Origin of the sequence: Flavobacterium sp. FlaQc-28, from assembly GCF_044007415.1 — a bacterium.
In the GTDB taxonomy this organism is placed as follows: Bacteria; Bacteroidota; Bacteroidia; order Flavobacteriales; family Flavobacteriaceae; genus Flavobacterium.
The window spans coordinates 863,451-881,601 of the sequence record NZ_JBIPCM010000001.1; the positions used below are offsets into that span (position 1 = coordinate 863,451).

Genomic DNA, 18,151 nt, shown 5'->3' on the forward strand with positions numbered 1-18,151 from the left:
ACTATTTAACATTCTTAGTTTAAAAAATGTTTGAATGAATATGTTTATTTTATTAGAAATCAAAAATATATAAGTGAATAAAGAGGATAAAAGGTCATCAAGACAAATAAATAGCAGAATAAGACAAAAAAAGATGTCTTTTTTATTTAACAACCCTTTAGAATTAATCTATAAAAAGCAAAATAAAAAAAATACTATCTTTACCGATCAAACGTTTATGAACTTAAGCTGCGTTTTAGCAGCACTACATATATAATTATGGCATGTACAAGTTGTTCAACCTCTGATGGCGGCGCACCAAAGGGTTGTAAAAATAATGGGACTTGCGGCACCGACAGCTGCAATAAATTGACGGTTTTTGATTGGCTTTCGAACATGAGCCCGTCTAATGGAGAGTTGATTTTTGATTGTGTTGAGGTTCGTTTTAAGAACGGACGTAAAGAGTTTTTTAGAAATTCAGAAAAATTAACGTTAAGCATAGGTGATATTGTAGCAACTGTTGCATCACCAGGACATGATATAGGAATTGTTACTTTGACAGGAGAATTGGTAAAAATTCAAATGAAGAAAAAAGGAGTAAATCCAGATAGTAACGAAGTTCCTAAGATTTATAGAAAAGCATCTCAAAAAGATATTGATATTTGGTCTGTAGCGCGTGATCGTGAAGAACCAATGAAAGTTCGTGCACGTGAATTGGCAATTCAGCATAAATTAGAGATGAAAATCTCAGATATTGAATTTCAAGGAGACGGATCAAAAGCGACTTTTTATTACACGGCAAATGACAGAGTCGATTTTAGACTTTTGATTAAAGATTTTGCAAAAGAATTCAGTACAAGAGTCGAGATGAAACAAGTTGGTTTTCGTCAAGAGGCTGCTCGTTTGGGCGGAATTGGATCTTGCGGAAGAGAACTTTGCTGTTCAACTTGGTTAACAGATTTTAGAAGTGTCAATACATCGGCAGCACGTTATCAGCAGCTTTCATTGAATCCGCAGAAATTGGCGGGGCAATGTGGTAAACTAAAATGCTGTTTAAACTATGAGTTAGATACTTACATGGACGCGTTGAAAGATTTTCCAGATTACGACACTAAATTAGTGACTGAAAAAGGAGATGCAATCTGTCAAAAACAAGATATTTTTAAAGGATTAATGTGGTTTGCTTATACCAATAATTTTGCAAATTGGCACGTTTTAAAAATTGATCAGGTAAAAGAAATTATAGCTGAAAATAAACAAAAAAACAAAGTTTCTTCATTAGAAGATTTTGCAATCGAAGTGACTTCAGAACCTGAAAAAGACTTTAATAATGCAATGGGTCAAGAAAGTTTAACTCGTTTTGATCAGCCTAAAAGAAAGAAAAAACCAAATCGCAAGCGTAAGCCAAATGCTGAAAATGCGATTGTTGCAGCTCCTGAAAAAGCACAGCAAGCAAATAACAAACCTGCTGGAGGAAATTCGAATAAGCCAAATAAAGGAAATAATTCGAATAAGCCAAATAATCAGAATAAGCAGCAAAATCCAAATAAAGGAAACAATTCGAATAAGCCAAATTCAAATGAAAATAAAACGGCTGAACCTAGAAAACCTATAATTATTACAAAAAATGAGAATAAAAAATAGCGGAATTCTTTTTTTGGCAGCGATACTCCTTTTTTCGTGCGATAAAAAAAGAGTGTTCGATGAGTATAAATCTGTTGGAAGTGCTTGGCACAAAGACAGTATTATAACTTTTGATCTGCCAGTTTTAGATTCTACCAAAAAATACAATTTGTTTGTAAATTTGAGAGACAACAACAATTATCCGTTTAATAATCTGTTCTTAATTGTAGCTTTAGAAACACCAAGTGGTTTTACAAAAGTAGATACTTTAGAATATCAAATGGCAAATCCTGACGGAACTCTTTTAGGAAACGGTTTTAGCGACATTAAAGAAAGTAAACTTTTTTACAAAGAAGATGTAAAGTTTAAAGGAACCTACAAAGTTCATATTAAACAAGCCGTAAGAGAATCAGGAAAAATACCTGGTGTTGAAGCTTTAGATGGTATTACAGATGTAGGTTTTAGAATAGAACAAAAAGATTAGAAAATAGTTATGGCTGCTAAGAAAAACAATCAAACAAATAGCGTTAAGGATATTAATTATTATAAAAAGAAGTTCTGGAGAATTTTTGCCTATTCCTTATTAGGTATTCTGGCTTTCTTTTTATTTGCTTCTTGGGGACTTTTTGGCTCGATGCCTTCATTTGAAGATTTGGAAAATCCAGATTCTAATTTGGCAACCGAGATTATTTCTTCTGATGGAGTTGTAATTGGTAAGTATTTTAAAACCAATAGATCACAACTTAAATATTCAGATTTGCCAAAAAGTTTGGTTGAAGCTTTGGTTGCAACCGAAGATGCTCGTTTTTATGAACATTCGGGAATCGACGGGCGAGGAACTTTAAGAGCGGTATTTAGTTTAGGAACAAATGGAGGAGCAAGTACATTAACACAACAGCTTGCAAAACAATTATTTCATGGAGAAGGTTCTAAATTTCTCCCTTTTAGAATTGTACAAAAAATAAAAGAATGGATTATCGCCATTCGTTTGGAACGACAATATACCAAAAACGAAATTTTGGCAATGTATTGCAACGTTTATGATTTCGGAAATTATTCAGTTGGAGTTAGTTCTGCTGCTCAAACCTATTTCTCAAAAGATCCAAAAGATTTAACTATGGACGAATCGGCTATTTTAGTCGGAATGTTCAAAAACTCAGGATTATACAACCCAGTTCGTAATCCAGAAGGAGTAAAAAATCGTCGTAACGTAGTGCTTTCTCAAATGGAAAAAGCAAAAATGATTACTGAAGCTGAAAAGTTAAGATTACAAGCTTTGCCAATTGCTTTAAAATTCAAATTAGAAAGCCACCGTGAAGGAACCGCTACTTATTTTAGAGAATATCTTCGTGATTATATGAAAAAATGGGTTGCTGAAAACAAGAAACCAGACGGGTCAGATTATGATATTTACAAAGATGGTTTAAAAATATATACTACGATCGATTCAAGAATGCAGGCACATGCGGAAGAAGCAGTTTCTGAGCACATGAAAAATCTGCAACAGCAATTTTTTATTGAAATGAAAACCAATAAAAATGCGCCTTTCGTAAACATTACGCAAGCTGAGACTGATCGTATTATGATGCAGGCAATGAAAAACTCTGTTCGCTGGGCTCAGATGAAAGACATGGATAAGAGCGAAGATGATATTATTGCTTCATTCAAAGTAAAAACAAAAATGCGCATCTTTACTTGGAAAGGAGAACGAGATACTGTAATGACGCCATTAGATTCTATTCGTTATTTCAAGCATTTTTTACAATCTGGTATGATGGCTATGGAGCCGCAAACTGGAAATATTAAAGCGTGGGTTGGAGGAATTAATTATAAATATTTCCAATACGATCACGTTGGGCAAGGAGCAAGACAAGTTGGTTCTACTTTTAAACCATTTGTTTACGCAACCGCTATTGAACAATTAAATATGTCTCCTTGTGATTCAATTCTTGATGGACCATTTATGATTCATAAAGGACGTCATAATGTTACAGCAGATTGGGAGCCAAGAAACTCTGACAACAGATACCGCGGAATGGTTACTTTAAAACAAGGTTTAGCAAATTCCATCAATACGATTTCAGCAAAATTAATTGACAGAACTGGTCCAGAAGCTGTTGTGGAATTAACACATAAATTAGGTGTCAAAACCGAAATTCCTGCACAACCGTCGATTGCTCTTGGAGCTGTTGATATTACAGTTGAAGATATGGTGGCTGCTTACAGTACATTTGCCAATCAAGGAGTATATGTAAAACCACAATTTTTAAGTCGTATCGAAAATAAAAGCGGTGAGGTTATTTACGAACCAATTCCAGAATCTCATGACGTTTTAAATAAAGATATTGCTTTTGCCGTAATCAAATTGTTAGAAGGGGTTACAGAAACTGGTTCTGGTGCTCGTTTGCGTACGCAAGGCGGAGGAAGTGGTGATAATAGATGGACAGGATATCCGTATATGTTCAAAAATCCAATTGCAGGTAAAACCGGAACAACACAAAATCAGTCAGATGGATGGTTTATGGGAATGGTTCCGAATTTAGTAACTGGAGTTTGGGTAGGTTGCGAAGATCGTTCGGCTCGTTTTAAAAGTTTAACCTACGGACAAGGAGCTACAGCAGCATTACCAATTTGGGGTTATTTCATGAAACTTTGTTATGCAGATCCAGGACTTCAAATTTCTAAATCAGAATTTGAACGTCCAGCAAATCTTTCTATAAAAGTAGATTGTTACAGCAGACCTGCTGTTGTAAAAGACACAACACAAACAGAACAAAATACAGACGAATTCGAGTTGTAATTTAGTCTCTTTTTAAAATATAAAATATCCTTTTGCGGCTTTCAGATTTGAAAAACGCAAAAGGATATTTTTTTTGCATTGGTTGATTTTATTTTTTACGAAATCGATATAAATTAATCTAAAAATCTTATTTTTATCAAAAATATACGATAATAAAGACCCTTTGTTATGATAACAAAAAAAGTAAATAATGTTCAGGAAGCAATTGATGGAATAAAAACTGGAATGACAATTATGTTTGGCGGTTTTGGTCTATGCGGTATTCCTGAAAATACCATTGCGGCTTTAGTAGAAACTACAATTTCAGATTTAACTTGTATTTCGAACAATGCCGGTGTTGATGATTTTGGTTTAGGATTGCTTTTGCAAAAAAAACAAATCAAAAAGATGATCTCATCTTATGTGGGAGAAAATGCTGAGTTCGAACGCCAGATGCTTTCAGGAGAGCTGGAAGTTGAATTGACACCTCAAGGAACTTTAGCAGAACGCTGTCGTGCGGCACAAGCTGGAATTCCAGCTTTCTTTACACCTGCTGGTTACGGAACCGAAGTTGCCGAAGGAAAAGAAGTACGCGAATTTAATGGTAAAATGCATATTATGGAGCAAGCTTTTAAAGCCGATTTTGCTATTGTAAAAGCATGGAAAGGCGACGAAGCTGGAAATTTGATTTTTAAAGGAACTGCCAGAAACTTCAATGCTTGTATGGCGGGTGCGGGTAAAATTACAATTGCTGAGGTTGAAGAATTAGTTCCAGTTGGAACTTTAGACCCAAATCAAATTCATATTCCTGGAATTATGGTACAGCGTATCTTTCAAGGAGAAAAATTTGAAAAAAGAATCGAGCAGCGTACTGTTAGAACTAGAAATTAGATAATTGAGATAATGTGGCAATTAGATAATTATTTAGGATTATCTAATTATCAAATTCTCTAATCGATACATTAAAATATGGGACTTAGTAAAGAAGATATCGCAAAACGAATTGCGAAAGAAGTAAAAGACAGGTATTTTGTGAATCTAGGAATTGGGATTCCAACCTTGGTTGCAAATTATGTCAGAGAAGATATTGCAGTTGAATTTCAAAGCGAAAACGGAGTTCTTGGTATGGGATCTTTTCCTTTTGCCGGCGAAGAAGATGCAGATATTATCAATGCAGGAAAACAAACTATAACAACGCTTCCGGGTGCGAGTTTTTTCGATTCGGCTTTTAGCTTCGGAATGATACGCAGTCAAAAAGTAGATTTAACCATTCTTGGCGCAATGGAAGTTTCAGAAAATGGAGATATTGCCAACTGGAAAATTCCAGGTAAAATGGTAAAAGGAATGGGAGGTGCAATGGATTTAGTGGCTTCTGCCGAAAACATCATCGTTGCTATGATGCATGTAAATAAAGCAGGCGAATCAAAAATATTAAAAAAATGCACTTTGCCATTAACTGGCGTAGGATGCGTTAAAAAGGTTGTAACCGAGCTTGCAGTTCTCGAAGTAACAGAAAAAGGTTTTAAGCTCTTAGAACGAGCGCCAGGCGTTTCTGTTGAGCATATCATCGCTTCAACTGAAGCCAATTTGATTATTGAAGGAGAAATTCCAGAAATGGCGATTTGATTTTTAGGCTCAAAGACTCAGAGGCACAAAGGTGCAAAGAGTGATTTAGATAAAGAGAACTTTCTTGAATGAAGGTTCTTTTTTTATTTCCGAGAGGGCATTAATAGAGTGTAATCTTTTATTTACATTTGCTCTGACTTAAAAAACACGCAAATTTGGAAAAGTTTGAAATAGATATTAAATGGGGAAGTTATTTCTTCATCATATATACGGCAAGCACGCTTTTTATAGCATTGTTAATGTTTTTGATAGATGTTCGGAGTTTATTATATCTGTCGAACATTCTTATACCGATTTTTATAATTCAACTGCTTTATTTTACCATTAAAGCTTTTAGAGAAAATAATGAAAATGGTTTAAGTAAAGGTTTTCGGAAGTTCTTTGTTTTTATTAGAGTTTTGCTATTCTATTTCTTTCTGATGTCATTTGTAAATTGGGCTCCGAGTATAGGTGTAAATTACTCTTCCTTATTGATTTATCATCGAAAAAAAGACCTTTCCGGATTTTTGATTGATGAGGATTCAAATGAAGACTACTCCACTACATTAAATGATTTTATTTTTATGTTAAAAAGAAAACTTAGACTAGTGTCAGAAATTTAGATATAAAACACAAAAACCGCCTTACTGGCGGTTTTTTTTCTTTTTAAAAACTTTGTCCCTTTGAGCCTTTGAGCCTTTGGAACTTAAAAGCTTAATCTAAATTAAAAGAAGCTCCTAAGCTAAAAGTTGTTTGGTTGTTTAAGTGATCAAAAACACCATTATTACTTCCGTATTTTGCAATTGGAAATCCAATTTCAGTAAAAACTCCAAAACCATCTGTAAAGAAATAACGTCCTCCAATGTGACCTCCAAAATTATGTAATCCTAAACTTAAACCAGGATAAACATCTAATTGCTCTACACCAATAACACTGCTTAAATTGGCATTAATTCTTGCTTTGGCATCAAAACGGTCACCAAAATCTGGTTTGTAATCGTTGTAAGGATTGTTATTGTAAAAACCAGTAAAATTATCTACACCTAATAAATAATTAGCAACAAACCCAAAAGAGAAATTTTCTCCTAAACCAAAATCTACAGACCCTTGAATTCCAGAACCTCCATCTTGTATATTAGCACCAACGTTTACTTTTATATCACCTTTTCCTTTAAATGCCTGCTGCGCCTGAGTAAAACTAACTGTTACTAAAAACAAAAATGTAATAACCTTTTTCATAAAACTTAAATATTAATTATTGAGTGCAAATTTAATTTATTAGACGCTAATTCCTACCTTTTTCGTCGGAATATAATTCGTTCAATGGATCACTCTGCCAGAACTCTTTAGTATCAATATCCATAATTGTCAACGGGCCTTTAAAAGCAGCGCCAGTGTCAACATTCCAGACACAAGCCCTTTGTACAGGTACAGTCTGTCCAATTCTGGTAACAGGCGTATGCCCAATATAGATTTCTTTATAAACCGTAAAACGTTTCGGATAGTATAAATCATCTGGTTTTAAGTTTGGATCTAACGAAAGCGCGGTTTCCCACAATGTTCTATCCCAATAAAACAGTTTTGGAAAGTATTCCCAAACAACACCATTTAAATTAGTAAAACCGGCATGTACAAATAGACGATTTTGATCATCTAAATAATAATCTTTAAGTGTTTCTAAAAAAGCAATATGTGTTTTCTTTTTTTCTTCAGATACTTTAGCGTAGCCTTCAACGGTTGCCCTTCCGCCATGTTTATACCACATTTCTTCATCAAGGTCATCATGTCTGTTTTCAAGCCATTCTAAAGCTAATTGATCGTGATTTCCTCTAATGCAGATGCAGTTTTGTTTGCTTTTTAAGTCGATCAAATAATCGATCACTTCTGCTGACTGACTCCAGCCATCAACATAATCACCTAAAAATATAAGAGTATCTTTTGTAGTAACTTGAACTTTTTTAATCACTTGCTCAAGTGCGAGTAATCCTCCGTGTATGTCGCCTATAACAAATGTTCGCATTTTTAAAAATTTCGGGTATTAACTACAAAAATAAATAAAATGATTTGTTTGGAATCATTTAGTTGTTAATCTTTAAAAATTGATACTATTTATAACAGTAGAAGCTCTCTAGTTATAGGTTTCCTGTTTAAATTTGCATCATGTCAGACTTGCCAACATATCGAAAAATTATTCATATTGATATGGATGCTTTTTATGCTTCTGTTGAGCAGATGGACAATCCAATGCTGAGAGGAAAACCTGTTGCAGTTGGTGGTTCAGAGAATAGAGGAGTAGTTTCTGCGGCAAGTTATGAAGCTCGAAAGTATGGAGTTAGAAGTGCAATAAGCGGAGTTTTAGCTAAAAAATACTGTCCAGAAATTATCTTTGTCCGCCCTAGATTTGATCGATATAGAGAAATCTCTAGTAAAATTCATAAGATCTTTCATGAATATACAGATTTAGTTGAACCACTTTCACTGGATGAAGCTTATCTGGATGTTACTCAAAATAAAAAAGGAAATCCCAGCGCAAGTTTATTGGCACAAGAAATCCGATTTAGGATTTTAAATGAAGTTGGTCTAACTGCTTCGGCTGGAATTTCGGTTAATAAATTTGTTGCTAAAATTGCCAGTGATGTCAACAAGCCAAACGGACAGAAAACGGTGAATCCAGATGAAATTTTGGATTTTTTAGAACAACTGCCGATTCGAAAGTTTTATGGTGTGGGAAAGGTCACAACAGAAAAAATGTACCAATTGGGCATTTTTACAGGATCAGATTTAAAAAGCAAATCGCTGGAGTTTCTGGAGAAGCATTTTGGCAAGTCTGGGGCTTTTTATTACAATGTTGTTAGAGGAATTCATAACAGCGAAGTAAAAGCACATCGTATTACTAAGTCAGTGGCGGCAGAACATACTTTTGATGTTAATTTATCGTCGGAGATTTTTATGTTGGAGCAGCTTGATAAAATTGCATCTTCACTAGAAAGACGGTTAAAAAAACATAATATTTCGGGAAAAACAGTTACACTTAAAATAAAATACAGCGATTTTACACAGCAGACAAGAAGTAAAACGATGCCTTATTTTATTTCTGATAAAAGTTTGATTATCGAAATTGTTGAAGAATTACTATATCAGGAAAAAATGAAAGATTCGGTTCGACTGCTCGGTATTTCTTTAAATAATTTAAACACAGAAGAGAAAAAAGCAGTTGTTGTACAGTTAAAGTTTTCTTTTTGAGAAGATTAACAATTGATTAAAATTGTTTTCGTTTCTTTATTTGTGATGAATTTTCTTCTTATATTTGAGTTGAAATTTAGATAAAATTAAATATCTGAGCATGAAAACAAACTTATCTGAGGAGATTTCGGATCGTAATTCAGTTCCTATTTTGGCGTGGGATTTTCATTGTGAGTATTTTAGAGAGCTCAAAGCATTTCTTGCAGACTTAAAAAGAATGAATAAAATCTCCAATCAGTTCGTTTGGAATCAGGAAAACTTTGATATCGAAGAACGTATTACAAAGGAAGTTGTTTTGGTTACAGATTTGAATTTGAAAATCATTTTCGCTTCAAATGGAATTAAAAAAATGACAGGATATACAGAAGATGAAGTTTTAGGAAAAACACCAAAAATGTTTCAAGGGCCGGCTACATCAAAAGTGGTTTTAAATGAAATAAGAGAAGCAATACAACAGCAAGTTCCATTCAATAAAACCCTTAAAAACTATAAAAAAGACGGAAAAGTTTACAAATGCAACATTGATGCAATACCTATTTATAATCTAAAAGGCAAAATTTCTCATTTTATAGCTTTTGAAAAAGAAGATAAAAGTGCTTAGTTTTAGGTTCAAAAGTCCAAAGTTGTAAAGGCTCAGAGTCACAAAGGAAAATCATAAAAAGGTACATACTTTTAAGTTATAGTAAAAAAGAAACCGCCAATTGGCGGTTCTTTATTTAAAATCTTAGCGGCTCAGAACCTTAGTTCCTTAGCATCTAAAAAAACTATAAATTTTCAAAGAAGTCATTTCCTTTATCATCAGTGATAATAAATGCCGGGAAATCTTTAACGGTGATTTTTCTAACTGCTTCCATTCCTAATTCTTCAAAATCAACAACTTCAACTTTTAGAATGTTATCTTGAGCCAAAATAGCTGCCGGCCCGCCGATAGAACCTAAATAGAATCCGCCGTATTTATGACAAGCATCAGTAACTTGTTTAGTACGATTTCCTTTTGCAAGCATAATCATGCTTCCGCCATGTTTTTGAAATTCATCAACATAAACGTCCATACGACCAGCCGTAGTTGGACCAAAACTTCCTGAAGGCATTCCTTCTGGGGTTTTTGCTGGTCCCGCATAATAAACAGGGTGGTTTTTAAAGTATTCCGGCATTGGTTTTCCCTCTTCAAGCATTTCTTTAATTTTAGCATGTGCAATATCACGTGCTACAATTACAGTTCCGTTTAATTTTAAACGTGTTTTAATAGGGTATTGAGATAGTTTTGCCAGCATATCTGCCATTGGCTGATTTAAGTCAATTTCAACCGGCGCTTCTAAATGCGGAGCTGTTTCGGGTAAAAATTGTTTTGGGTTCACTTCTAATTGCTCAACAAAAATTCCGTCTTTCGTAATTTTTCCTTTGATATTTCTATCGGCTGAACAAGAAACTCCTAATCCAACCGGGCAAGAAGCAGCGTGACGAGGTAAACGAATTACACGAACGTCATGTGTAAAATATTTTCCTCCAAATTGAGCGCCAATTGCACTTTCCTGACAAATTTGCTGTACACGTTCTTCCCATTCGTGATCACGAAACGCCTGACCAGCCATGTTTCCTGAAGTTGGTAAATGGTCATAATAGCCGGCAGAAGCTTTTTTAACTGCACTTAAATTCGCTTCAGCAGAAGTTCCTCCAATAACCAAAGCTAAATGGTATGGCGGACAAGCCGAAGTCCCTAAATCCTTAATCTTAGTGCGGATAAAAGCATCTAAAGATTTATCGTTTAATAAAGATTTAGTTTGTTGGTATAGATACGTTTTATTTGCAGAACCTCCGCCTTTTGCCATAAATAAGAACTCGTAAGAAGCTCCTTTTTTAGCATAAATATCAATTTGAGCTGGAAGATTTGAACCTGAATTCTTTTCTTCAAACATCGAAATTGGAACGATCTGCGAATAACGTAAGTTACGTTTTTGATAGGTATTAAAAATCCCTTTACTCAACCATTCTGCATCATCAACACCGGTAAAAATGCTTTCACCTTTTTTTGCCATTACAATAGCAGTTCCGGTATCTTGGCAGCTAGGTAATTGTCCTTCGGCAGCAACTGAAGCATTTTGAAGTAAATTGTAAGCTACAAAACGATCATTATCTGTCGCTTCAGGATCGTCAAGGATTTTTCTTAATTTCTGTAAATGAGTCGTTCTAAGCATAAACGAAACATCAGTTAAAGCTTCTTCAGCCAATAATTCTAGACCTTTTGGGTCAACGGTAAGAACTTCACGTTCTCCAAATTGCTCCACTTTTACAAAATCAGAAGTGATTTTGCGGTATTGCGTATCATCCTTTAAAATAGGATAAGGATCTTGGTATATAAAATCAATCATTGCTTTGTTTTTTACAAAGTTAGAAATTATTTACCTAAGAAAGAATTTGAATAAGACTTGTTTTTGAGTGTTTATTCTCGTTTGTGAAATTCGTCAAACGATACTTTTTTCTCGAAATAAACCTTGTCTTTGGCAGAAACTAATTGTTTTTTCCAATGATTTCCAGTTAAACGAAAAGCAATAGAGTCAGAATGAGAAACAGTTCCCATGTCTTCATTATCGTCTTCAGGAAAATAGGTTACGGTTTTACAATAAAAAGATTCAGGATTAGATTTTGCATTGGGATTGTCAAACTCAACCCAGCTTCCCCAACCGCCATCGAGCATAGAATCCCATTCATGAACCAATTGTAAATCGCTGTTTTTTAAATAAAACAAATAATTATTTTGGCTATAACCGCAGGCAGGATAACCAAAAGTAATTTGAACAAAAGGAGAATTTTTGGAAGCGGTAGAATTTAATCCATATGTTGCTCCCCATTCAGATCCTTTATCAACGCCTTTAATTGAAATTTTTGAATTGGTGATTTTAGTTTTATTTACATAGAAATCAAGTCGGTATTTTGAAGTAACAATGCTGTCTTTATCTGCCGTTTGATTTAATAGATGAGCTAAAATATAATTGGTTTTTGAGTTTTCTTCTCCTTCAGAAATTGAAATGGTATCTGTTTTTAAAAAATGTTCTTTTGCAGCAGTTGTTTCTGTCTTAGGTTCTGCAGTTGTGCTTGTAAGTTGCGTTTCAGGTTTTGGTTTTTGACAGCTTATTAAAAGCAGTAAAAATAAAAGAGCTTGTGGTTTCATTATTTTAGATCGATATTATTTTAGGGCTATAACGAATAATTTCTTTTTTTGATAAAGTTCAGCTAACGAAATAACTTCTGCGTTGAGGTAAAAAAGTTGATTTTGGAATTTAACTTCATTAGGATTAATTAGAAAATAATAATTGTCGCGATCATTAAGAACGCTTAGATTTTCATAATTTAATTCTATAATTTCAATATAATTTATAATGTTCAGTTTATGAGCTTCTTCAAGCGTAATTGAATTATCTTCATATCGTAGAGAAAGTTTATCACCTCCACCAGGCATCCCAAACCATGGAATTGCTTTTGCAGATACCATCGAAATATAATCTGGAACAGTATTAAAGATAAATTGTTTTTTTTCAAAATTCTCAAAAAAATCAGGTAGAGATTTTTTTTCGAAAGGTTCATTGTTATCCCAAAAAAAGATACCCTGATTTTGCCAAGAAGGATCTTGAAGATTTTTCTCAGTATTATTATCCCAATAATGCATATACAATTCACGTGGCATAAAAGTCAGTATAGAATCGTTTATCAGCCAATCAATTTTATTGGGTTCGAATTTATTCTCTTCAATTTTAATTTCTTCTGTAGTTTTAACCTCTTCGGGCTTATTTTTTTCGATAGTTTCAATTTCCTTTTTTTTGCTGAAGAATCTTTTAAACATACTTATATTAATTTGATTAAAGGAGAATTAAAAAAACCAAGTAGCTACAAAAATCGCTGTAATTACACAAATCAAATCAACCAAAAGCATTGTCCCCAAAGCATAGCGAGTGTTTTTGATATTTACAGACCCAAAGTAAACGGCAATTACGTAAAAAGTACTTTCGGCGCTGCATTGAAAAATACTGCTTAATCTAGCCGTCAATGAATCTGCTCCAAAAGTATTCATCGAATCAATCAAAAATCCTCGAGATCCTGCTGAGCTAAATGGACGAAGCATTGCTACAGGCAGAGCATTTGTGATTTCTTTACTCACGCCCATATTCGAGAATACAAAGGCAATTCCATTACTTATAATTTCAAATAAACCACTGTTTCTAAATAAAGAAATAGCAACTAACATACCCAGTACATAAGGAAAAATAGTAACACCAGTTTTTACACCATTGTTTGCACCAACTACAAATGTTTCAAAAACAGTTGTATTGGCATCCGTAAATTTTTTCTCGTGAATAAATGAGAAAATCAAAGTAAAAGCAATAATTGCAATCAATATCAAGCCTGAAAGGTTAGAAGTAAAGTAGTTTTTTCCAATTAAATCTAAATGATTTACATACATCAGCAAGCCAACAATAGCAGCAATTAATCCCATTAATACGATAAGAAGAGAAGCGCTTTTAAAATTGATTTTTTGTTTAATTCCAACAATCAAAAAGGCTGCAATTGTACCAATGAAAGATGTAATAATACAAGGCAGCATAACATCGGCTGGATTTGTTGCATTAGCTGCTGCACGATATCCAATAATAGAAGTCGCAATTAATGTTAACCCAGAAGCATGAAGACACATAAACATAATTTGAGCATCGCTCGCTTTGTCTTTGTCAGGGTTTATTTCCTGTAAACTTTCCATAGCCTTAAGTCCAAATGGAGTTGCGGCCGAATCTAATCCTAAGAAATTAGCAGCAAAGTTTAAAGTCATATAAGATATTGAGGGATGATTTTTAGGAATACTTGGAAATACCTTTACAAATACCGGACTTAATACCTTAGCCAGTCTTCCAGATGCTCCAGAAACAATTAAAAGCTCCATTAATCCGCAGAAAAAGGCCAGATATGCCATAAGCGGCAGAATTAAATCAAGTAAAGTAGTTTTACAAGTTGGAAGTAAACCATCCGATTTTTGAAGACCGCTGAAAATTTTTACCGTTTTGTTTTTATAAACATAAGTTGTGTCAGCATTAAGCGTATCACGATTGATAATCATCGTTTGATCTGGTGCTTTTTTAATACTGTCCTTGATAAAAGCAGGAAGTTGTTCAATGTATTTTTCTGAAACTAAAATCGGATCATCTTTCTTTCCGTTCAAGACAGAATCAATAGTATAAGTATTGGCAGTAAATAAACTGACTACAATAAAGACAATCGAAGAAATAAAAATCACTAACCAGAATCTGCTTAATACCATAATGCTGCTTTTTTTTGTAAATGTAATTATTTAGGGATAATATGCGCAAAGATTTTATAATCGAAACATGAAGTATCTCGCACAAGTAATACTAATTTAGTGAAATTTTGATTTATTCAATGACAATTTTGGTCTCCAGGTAATTTTCAAAAGCTTTAATTTCTTTAAAAAGCAGTTCTTTTTTAGCGCTTTTGATTTCACTAAAAAACTGTGTTTCAATTTTTGCGTGATCTTTTTTGATCGTTCTTTTCCACGTTCCAATAACCTTTCCGTTTTCCATAATTATGGGCTTAAAAATGCCGTTATTGGTAAAGGCTTTAGCTTGATGTTCTAATAAAATTGAAGCTTCACGAGTTTTATACGAAATGAGAATTTCATCAAAAGCAGGAAGAAAATGTACGCTTTCGCGAAAGATATTCTCATTAGAAACATCAGAACCAAACCAATAAGTTTGATTTTCAATTTCGACCGAATTCAATTCTGATACAATTGAATGAATTGCAAGTTTGCAAACTGTAGGCGAAAAACCAGACCACCACGAAAAATCAAGTAACGTTGCCGGGCCATGACTTTCGAAATAACGTTTTGCTAATTTTGCCAATCCCTCTTCTTTTGTAAGTTTAGTATTTGGCCGTTTAACACGTTCTTCAAGAAGTGCATACGTAATTTGTTTGCCATTCATTTTTCCATTACAAACCAAACCATCGAGTTCTGCATTCATCATAATTGCGGCACTTAGAAAATCTTCTTTCGAAGTTTTTTTAATGTCTAGTTCCTGCATTATTTCATCTCGTGTCAAATGATTGTTTCTAGCCAATAATTTTTCAATCGAAGTATTAATCTGATCTAGTTTTTTAGAATCAAAACCATATTTTTTTGCCGCTGAAGCAGTGAATTTTTTTACTTGCGGTGCTGAAAGATCAAGCATCCAATAAATATCATCTGCTGAAACAAAATGCCAAGTCGGTCTTAAAATATGGGTTCTGATAATCTTGCCAGAATTTACAGCTTCTTCAATTTTTGTTTCAGATGCATCGCATCGAGATCCCACAGCCCATTTTGCCATAGCATAATCTTGGGCTTGCATCGCACCTAAATAGTGTACAATTTCTTGTGGAGAACATTTAGTTGTTTTATGCAATTTTTGAGAAACAAGACGATGATGTGAAATTTCCGAATGTGTCATTTTTAAAATATCAAAATTCTAATAAATTTAAACTTTGCACCTCTGCACCTTTGTGTCTATGAACCTTAAAAAATTAGACATGAATAATTTCTTCCTCAATTAATAAATCTTCACGACGCAGACGAAGAAAAATCTGTGCAACGGCAATCGTATCTTTTTCGCAATACGTTACAATTCGATCAATATCTTTTTCAACATAAAATACATGAGCCACTTGACTGCCATCAATATCTCCTTTTGGAGATGGAACGCCTAGAATTTTAGTTAGTAATTTTAAGGATGTAAAATGTTTATAGTCGCCAAATTTCCATAATTCTAAAGTGTCTAAATGCGCAATTTCCCAAGGTTTTTTGCCAAACAAATTTAGTTTGTCTGGAATTGCAATTTGATTGATTATCATTCGGCGGGCTAGAAACGGAATGTCAAATTCTTTTGCATTATGCCCGCATAAAAGATGCTGCGGTTGATTGAAATGATTGTTCAGTAGATTGTTAAAGTCCTTTAGTATCTTTTTCTCTTCTCCAAAAAAAGAGGTCACTCTAAAATTACGGATGTCGCCTTTAATGGTAAAATAACCGACAGATATACAGACAATTTTTCCAAATTCGGCCCAAATTCCGGCACGATCGTAAAATTCTTCTGCAGTAAAATCGTCTTTTCGCTGATATTGCGTTTTATGATCCCAAAGCAACTGCATTTCTGCATCAAGCGAATTGAAATTTTCTTCTTCAGGAACAGTTTCTATATCGAGAAAGAGTATGTTGTTGAGGTTTATTTTTTCAATCATTATTTAGACATCTTAGATTTATAAAAGTACAAAAACCAATCGTTATATAAGAATTAACCTATTTTTTTTAAAACAAACTTTGTTGTGTACTCGGACTTTCATGTTCCAAAAGCCATTTTTTGCGAGATAATCCGCCGGCATAACCCGTTAAAGAACCATTTGTGCCAATAACACGATGACAGGGAACTACAATCCAGAGCGGGTTTTTTCCATTTGCCGAAGCGACTGCACGAATTGCTTTTATATCGCCCAATTTTTTGGTTTGATCCATATAACTCACTGTTTTTCCATACGGAATTTCAAGTAATGATTTCCACACTTTTTGCTGGAACTCGGTGCCTTTTGGATTTAGTTTCAAATCAAAATCGGTCCTTTTGCCCTCAAAATATTCTTGAAGCTGCAAAACGGCTTCTTGCAAAACGGCAGGAATTGTTTCAGAAACCTCATTTGTGCCAACATCTGAAACTGAAATTACTGAAATGCCATTTTCGTCTCCAATAATTTTGGTGATTCCTAATGGTGAATTGATGTAAACTGTTTCCATAATTTATTGCAAAAAATGTTAAACAAAGTTAAACCATATAAGTGATATAAGAAATTTAAGCCTTGTGTTTTAAGATAAACAGCATAAAATTGGTACAAATCGTAACAGCTTTAAGTTAAATGAGCTTATGTCACTTAATAATTCTCCAGTTTAAATTGATAGTTTAATTGGTTTTGAATTTTTTCGCTTGAAATAGTCTTTTTTATATCTGATTTTTCAGAACTAAATATTGGCAAAGCTAAATTCAATTCTTTTGCTTTTTCAGTGTAATATTCTTTTCGCGAAGGGTGAAAAGGAGCTGCGGCATTAAAAACTTCATTCCATTTTGATTGTGTGATTATTGCTTCAATTATGCCAATGCAGTCATTTTGATGAATAAGATTTACCGGCGCATCTGGATTTTTAAGATTTTCTTTTCCGGCTAAGAATTTAACAGGTTGTCGATCTGTTCCAATTAAACCGCCAAAACGAAGTATTGTAGTTTTAAAATTTTGATTTTTTTGAAGAATCTGTTCCACCAGACGCAATTGACGACCGCTTTCGGTTTCTGGATTTGGGTTAGTTTCTTCTGTAATTAAATCGTTTTCATCGCCATATACAGAAGTTGAGCTTATAAAAAGTACTTTTTTGATCGCTGCATTTTCTATAAAAGAAATTAGATTTTCGATTTTTTTGACAAAAACGGCATCGGAAGATGTTGAAGCATTTTCTCTTAGTTTGGGCGGAATATCAATAATTAAAGTTTCACTTCCGTTTAGAAAACCGTTTATACTTTCTGAAATTCCGTCGCTCTCAATCGAAATTAAAAAAGGATTTATGCCAGCATTTTTTAAAATAGAAAGTTTATGTTCAGAAGTTGTTGATCCTTTTATCGAATTTCCTGTTTCAATTAGTTTTTTAGCCAGAGGTAATCCCAGCCACCCACAGCCCAGTATGCTTATTTTTGCCATTTTCGTGTAAAGATTCAATGTTGAAAAAGCTCAAAGTTAAAGCTTATAAAAGACTTTTTCATGACTGTTGCAGAATGTTTACAGGAACAACTAAGTATTTAACGGAGATGATTTCAAAAAAAACAGGACAGCACTTAATTTAAAAGTCTG

At 33.8% G+C, this 18,151-nt stretch carries 17 protein-coding genes; 7 read left to right on the forward strand and 10 right to left on the reverse strand.

Annotated features, from left to right (window positions below):
• Positions 1 to 258 precede the first annotated feature (258 nt).
• From ACHRVL_RS03765 to ACHRVL_RS03785, 5 genes are all read left to right on the forward strand, one after another.
• Complete coding sequence (locus ACHRVL_RS03765) at positions 259 to 1,623, forward strand: stage 0 sporulation family protein (RefSeq protein WP_395410429.1); 1,365 nt, start codon at positions 259 to 261, stop codon at positions 1,621 to 1,623.
• On the forward strand, positions 1,607 to 2,086 hold the full coding sequence (locus tag ACHRVL_RS03770) for a gliding motility lipoprotein GldH (protein WP_129022666.1): 480 nt from the start codon (positions 1,607 to 1,609) through the stop codon (positions 2,084 to 2,086). The genes ACHRVL_RS03765 and ACHRVL_RS03770 overlap by 17 nt, the downstream gene beginning before the upstream one ends.
• A 9-nt stretch (positions 2,087 to 2,095) precedes the next feature.
• Complete coding sequence (locus ACHRVL_RS03775) at positions 2,096 to 4,402, forward strand: penicillin-binding protein 1A (protein ID WP_395410431.1); 2,307 nt, start codon at positions 2,096 to 2,098, stop codon at positions 4,400 to 4,402.
• A gap of 168 nt (positions 4,403 to 4,570) precedes the next feature.
• Positions 4,571 to 5,272 carry a CoA transferase subunit A gene (locus ACHRVL_RS03780; RefSeq protein WP_395410434.1) on the forward strand — a complete coding sequence of 234 codons (702 nt, stop codon included), beginning with the start codon at positions 4,571 to 4,573 and terminating at the stop codon, positions 5,270 to 5,272.
• Between the two features lie 78 nt (positions 5,273 to 5,350).
• Complete coding sequence (locus ACHRVL_RS03785; protein WP_395410435.1) at positions 5,351 to 6,007, forward strand: 3-oxoacid CoA-transferase subunit B; 657 nt, start codon at positions 5,351 to 5,353, stop codon at positions 6,005 to 6,007.
• A gap of 693 nt (positions 6,008 to 6,700) precedes the next feature.
• Here ACHRVL_RS03785 and ACHRVL_RS03790 read toward each other — a convergent pair.
• Together ACHRVL_RS03790 and ACHRVL_RS03795 are read right to left on the reverse strand one after the other, a co-directional pair.
• Complete coding sequence (locus ACHRVL_RS03790; protein WP_395410437.1) at positions 6,701 to 7,225, reverse strand: DUF6646 family protein; 525 nt, start codon at positions 7,223 to 7,225, stop codon at positions 6,701 to 6,703.
• A 46-nt stretch (positions 7,226 to 7,271) separates the two neighbouring features.
• Entirely contained in the window at positions 7,272 to 8,006 is a 735-nt protein-coding gene (locus tag ACHRVL_RS03795; protein WP_395410440.1) for a metallophosphoesterase family protein, read from the reverse strand.
• Positions 8,007 to 8,146: 140 nt separating this feature from the next.
• On the opposite strand from ACHRVL_RS03795, the gene dinB reads away from it, so the two are divergent.
• Both dinB and ACHRVL_RS03805 read left to right on the forward strand, forming a co-directional pair.
• Positions 8,147 to 9,229, forward strand: a complete 1,083-nt coding sequence (dinB, locus tag ACHRVL_RS03800; protein WP_395410442.1) for a DNA polymerase IV — start codon at positions 8,147 to 8,149, stop codon at positions 9,227 to 9,229.
• Positions 9,230 to 9,329: 100 nt separating this feature from the next.
• Positions 9,330 to 9,830, forward strand: coding sequence for a PAS domain-containing protein (locus ACHRVL_RS03805; protein WP_395410444.1), 501 nt, complete (start codon positions 9,330 to 9,332; stop codon positions 9,828 to 9,830).
• Positions 9,831 to 9,993: 163 nt separating this feature from the next.
• Here ACHRVL_RS03805 and ACHRVL_RS03810 read toward each other — a convergent pair whose 3' ends face one another.
• From ACHRVL_RS03810 to ACHRVL_RS03845, 8 genes are all read right to left on the reverse strand, one after another.
• Entirely contained in the window at positions 9,994 to 11,598 is a 1,605-nt protein-coding gene (locus ACHRVL_RS03810; protein ID WP_129022660.1) for a fumarate hydratase, read from the reverse strand.
• Between the two features lie 71 nt (positions 11,599 to 11,669).
• Positions 11,670 to 12,398: a hypothetical protein gene (locus tag ACHRVL_RS03815; protein WP_395410446.1), complete on the reverse strand. Its 729-nt coding sequence runs from the start codon at positions 12,396 to 12,398 to the stop codon at positions 11,670 to 11,672.
• A gap of 15 nt (positions 12,399 to 12,413) precedes the next feature.
• A complete protein-coding gene (locus ACHRVL_RS03820) occupies positions 12,414 to 13,067 on the reverse strand; it encodes a hypothetical protein (protein ID WP_395410448.1) in 654 nt (217 codons plus the stop codon).
• A gap of 27 nt (positions 13,068 to 13,094) precedes the next feature.
• Entirely contained in the window at positions 13,095 to 14,534 is a 1,440-nt protein-coding gene (locus ACHRVL_RS03825) for a nucleoside recognition domain-containing protein (protein WP_395410451.1), read from the reverse strand.
• Between the two features lie 112 nt (positions 14,535 to 14,646).
• A complete protein-coding gene (locus ACHRVL_RS03830) occupies positions 14,647 to 15,720 on the reverse strand; it encodes a winged helix DNA-binding domain-containing protein (protein ID WP_395410453.1) in 1,074 nt (357 codons plus the stop codon).
• 73 nt (positions 15,721 to 15,793) lie between these two features.
• Positions 15,794 to 16,507, reverse strand: coding sequence for a 3'-5' exonuclease (locus tag ACHRVL_RS03835; RefSeq protein WP_395410455.1), 714 nt, complete (start codon positions 16,505 to 16,507; stop codon positions 15,794 to 15,796).
• Between the two features lie 67 nt (positions 16,508 to 16,574).
• Positions 16,575 to 17,051 (reverse strand): methylated-DNA--[protein]-cysteine S-methyltransferase, encoded by a 477-nt coding sequence (locus ACHRVL_RS03840; RefSeq protein ID WP_395410457.1) that lies wholly within the window; start codon positions 17,049 to 17,051, stop codon positions 16,575 to 16,577.
• Between the two features lie 134 nt (positions 17,052 to 17,185).
• Positions 17,186 to 18,001, reverse strand: coding sequence for an SDR family oxidoreductase (locus tag ACHRVL_RS03845; protein WP_395410458.1), 816 nt, complete (start codon positions 17,999 to 18,001; stop codon positions 17,186 to 17,188).
• Between the last annotated feature and the right edge of the window lie 150 nt (positions 18,002 to 18,151).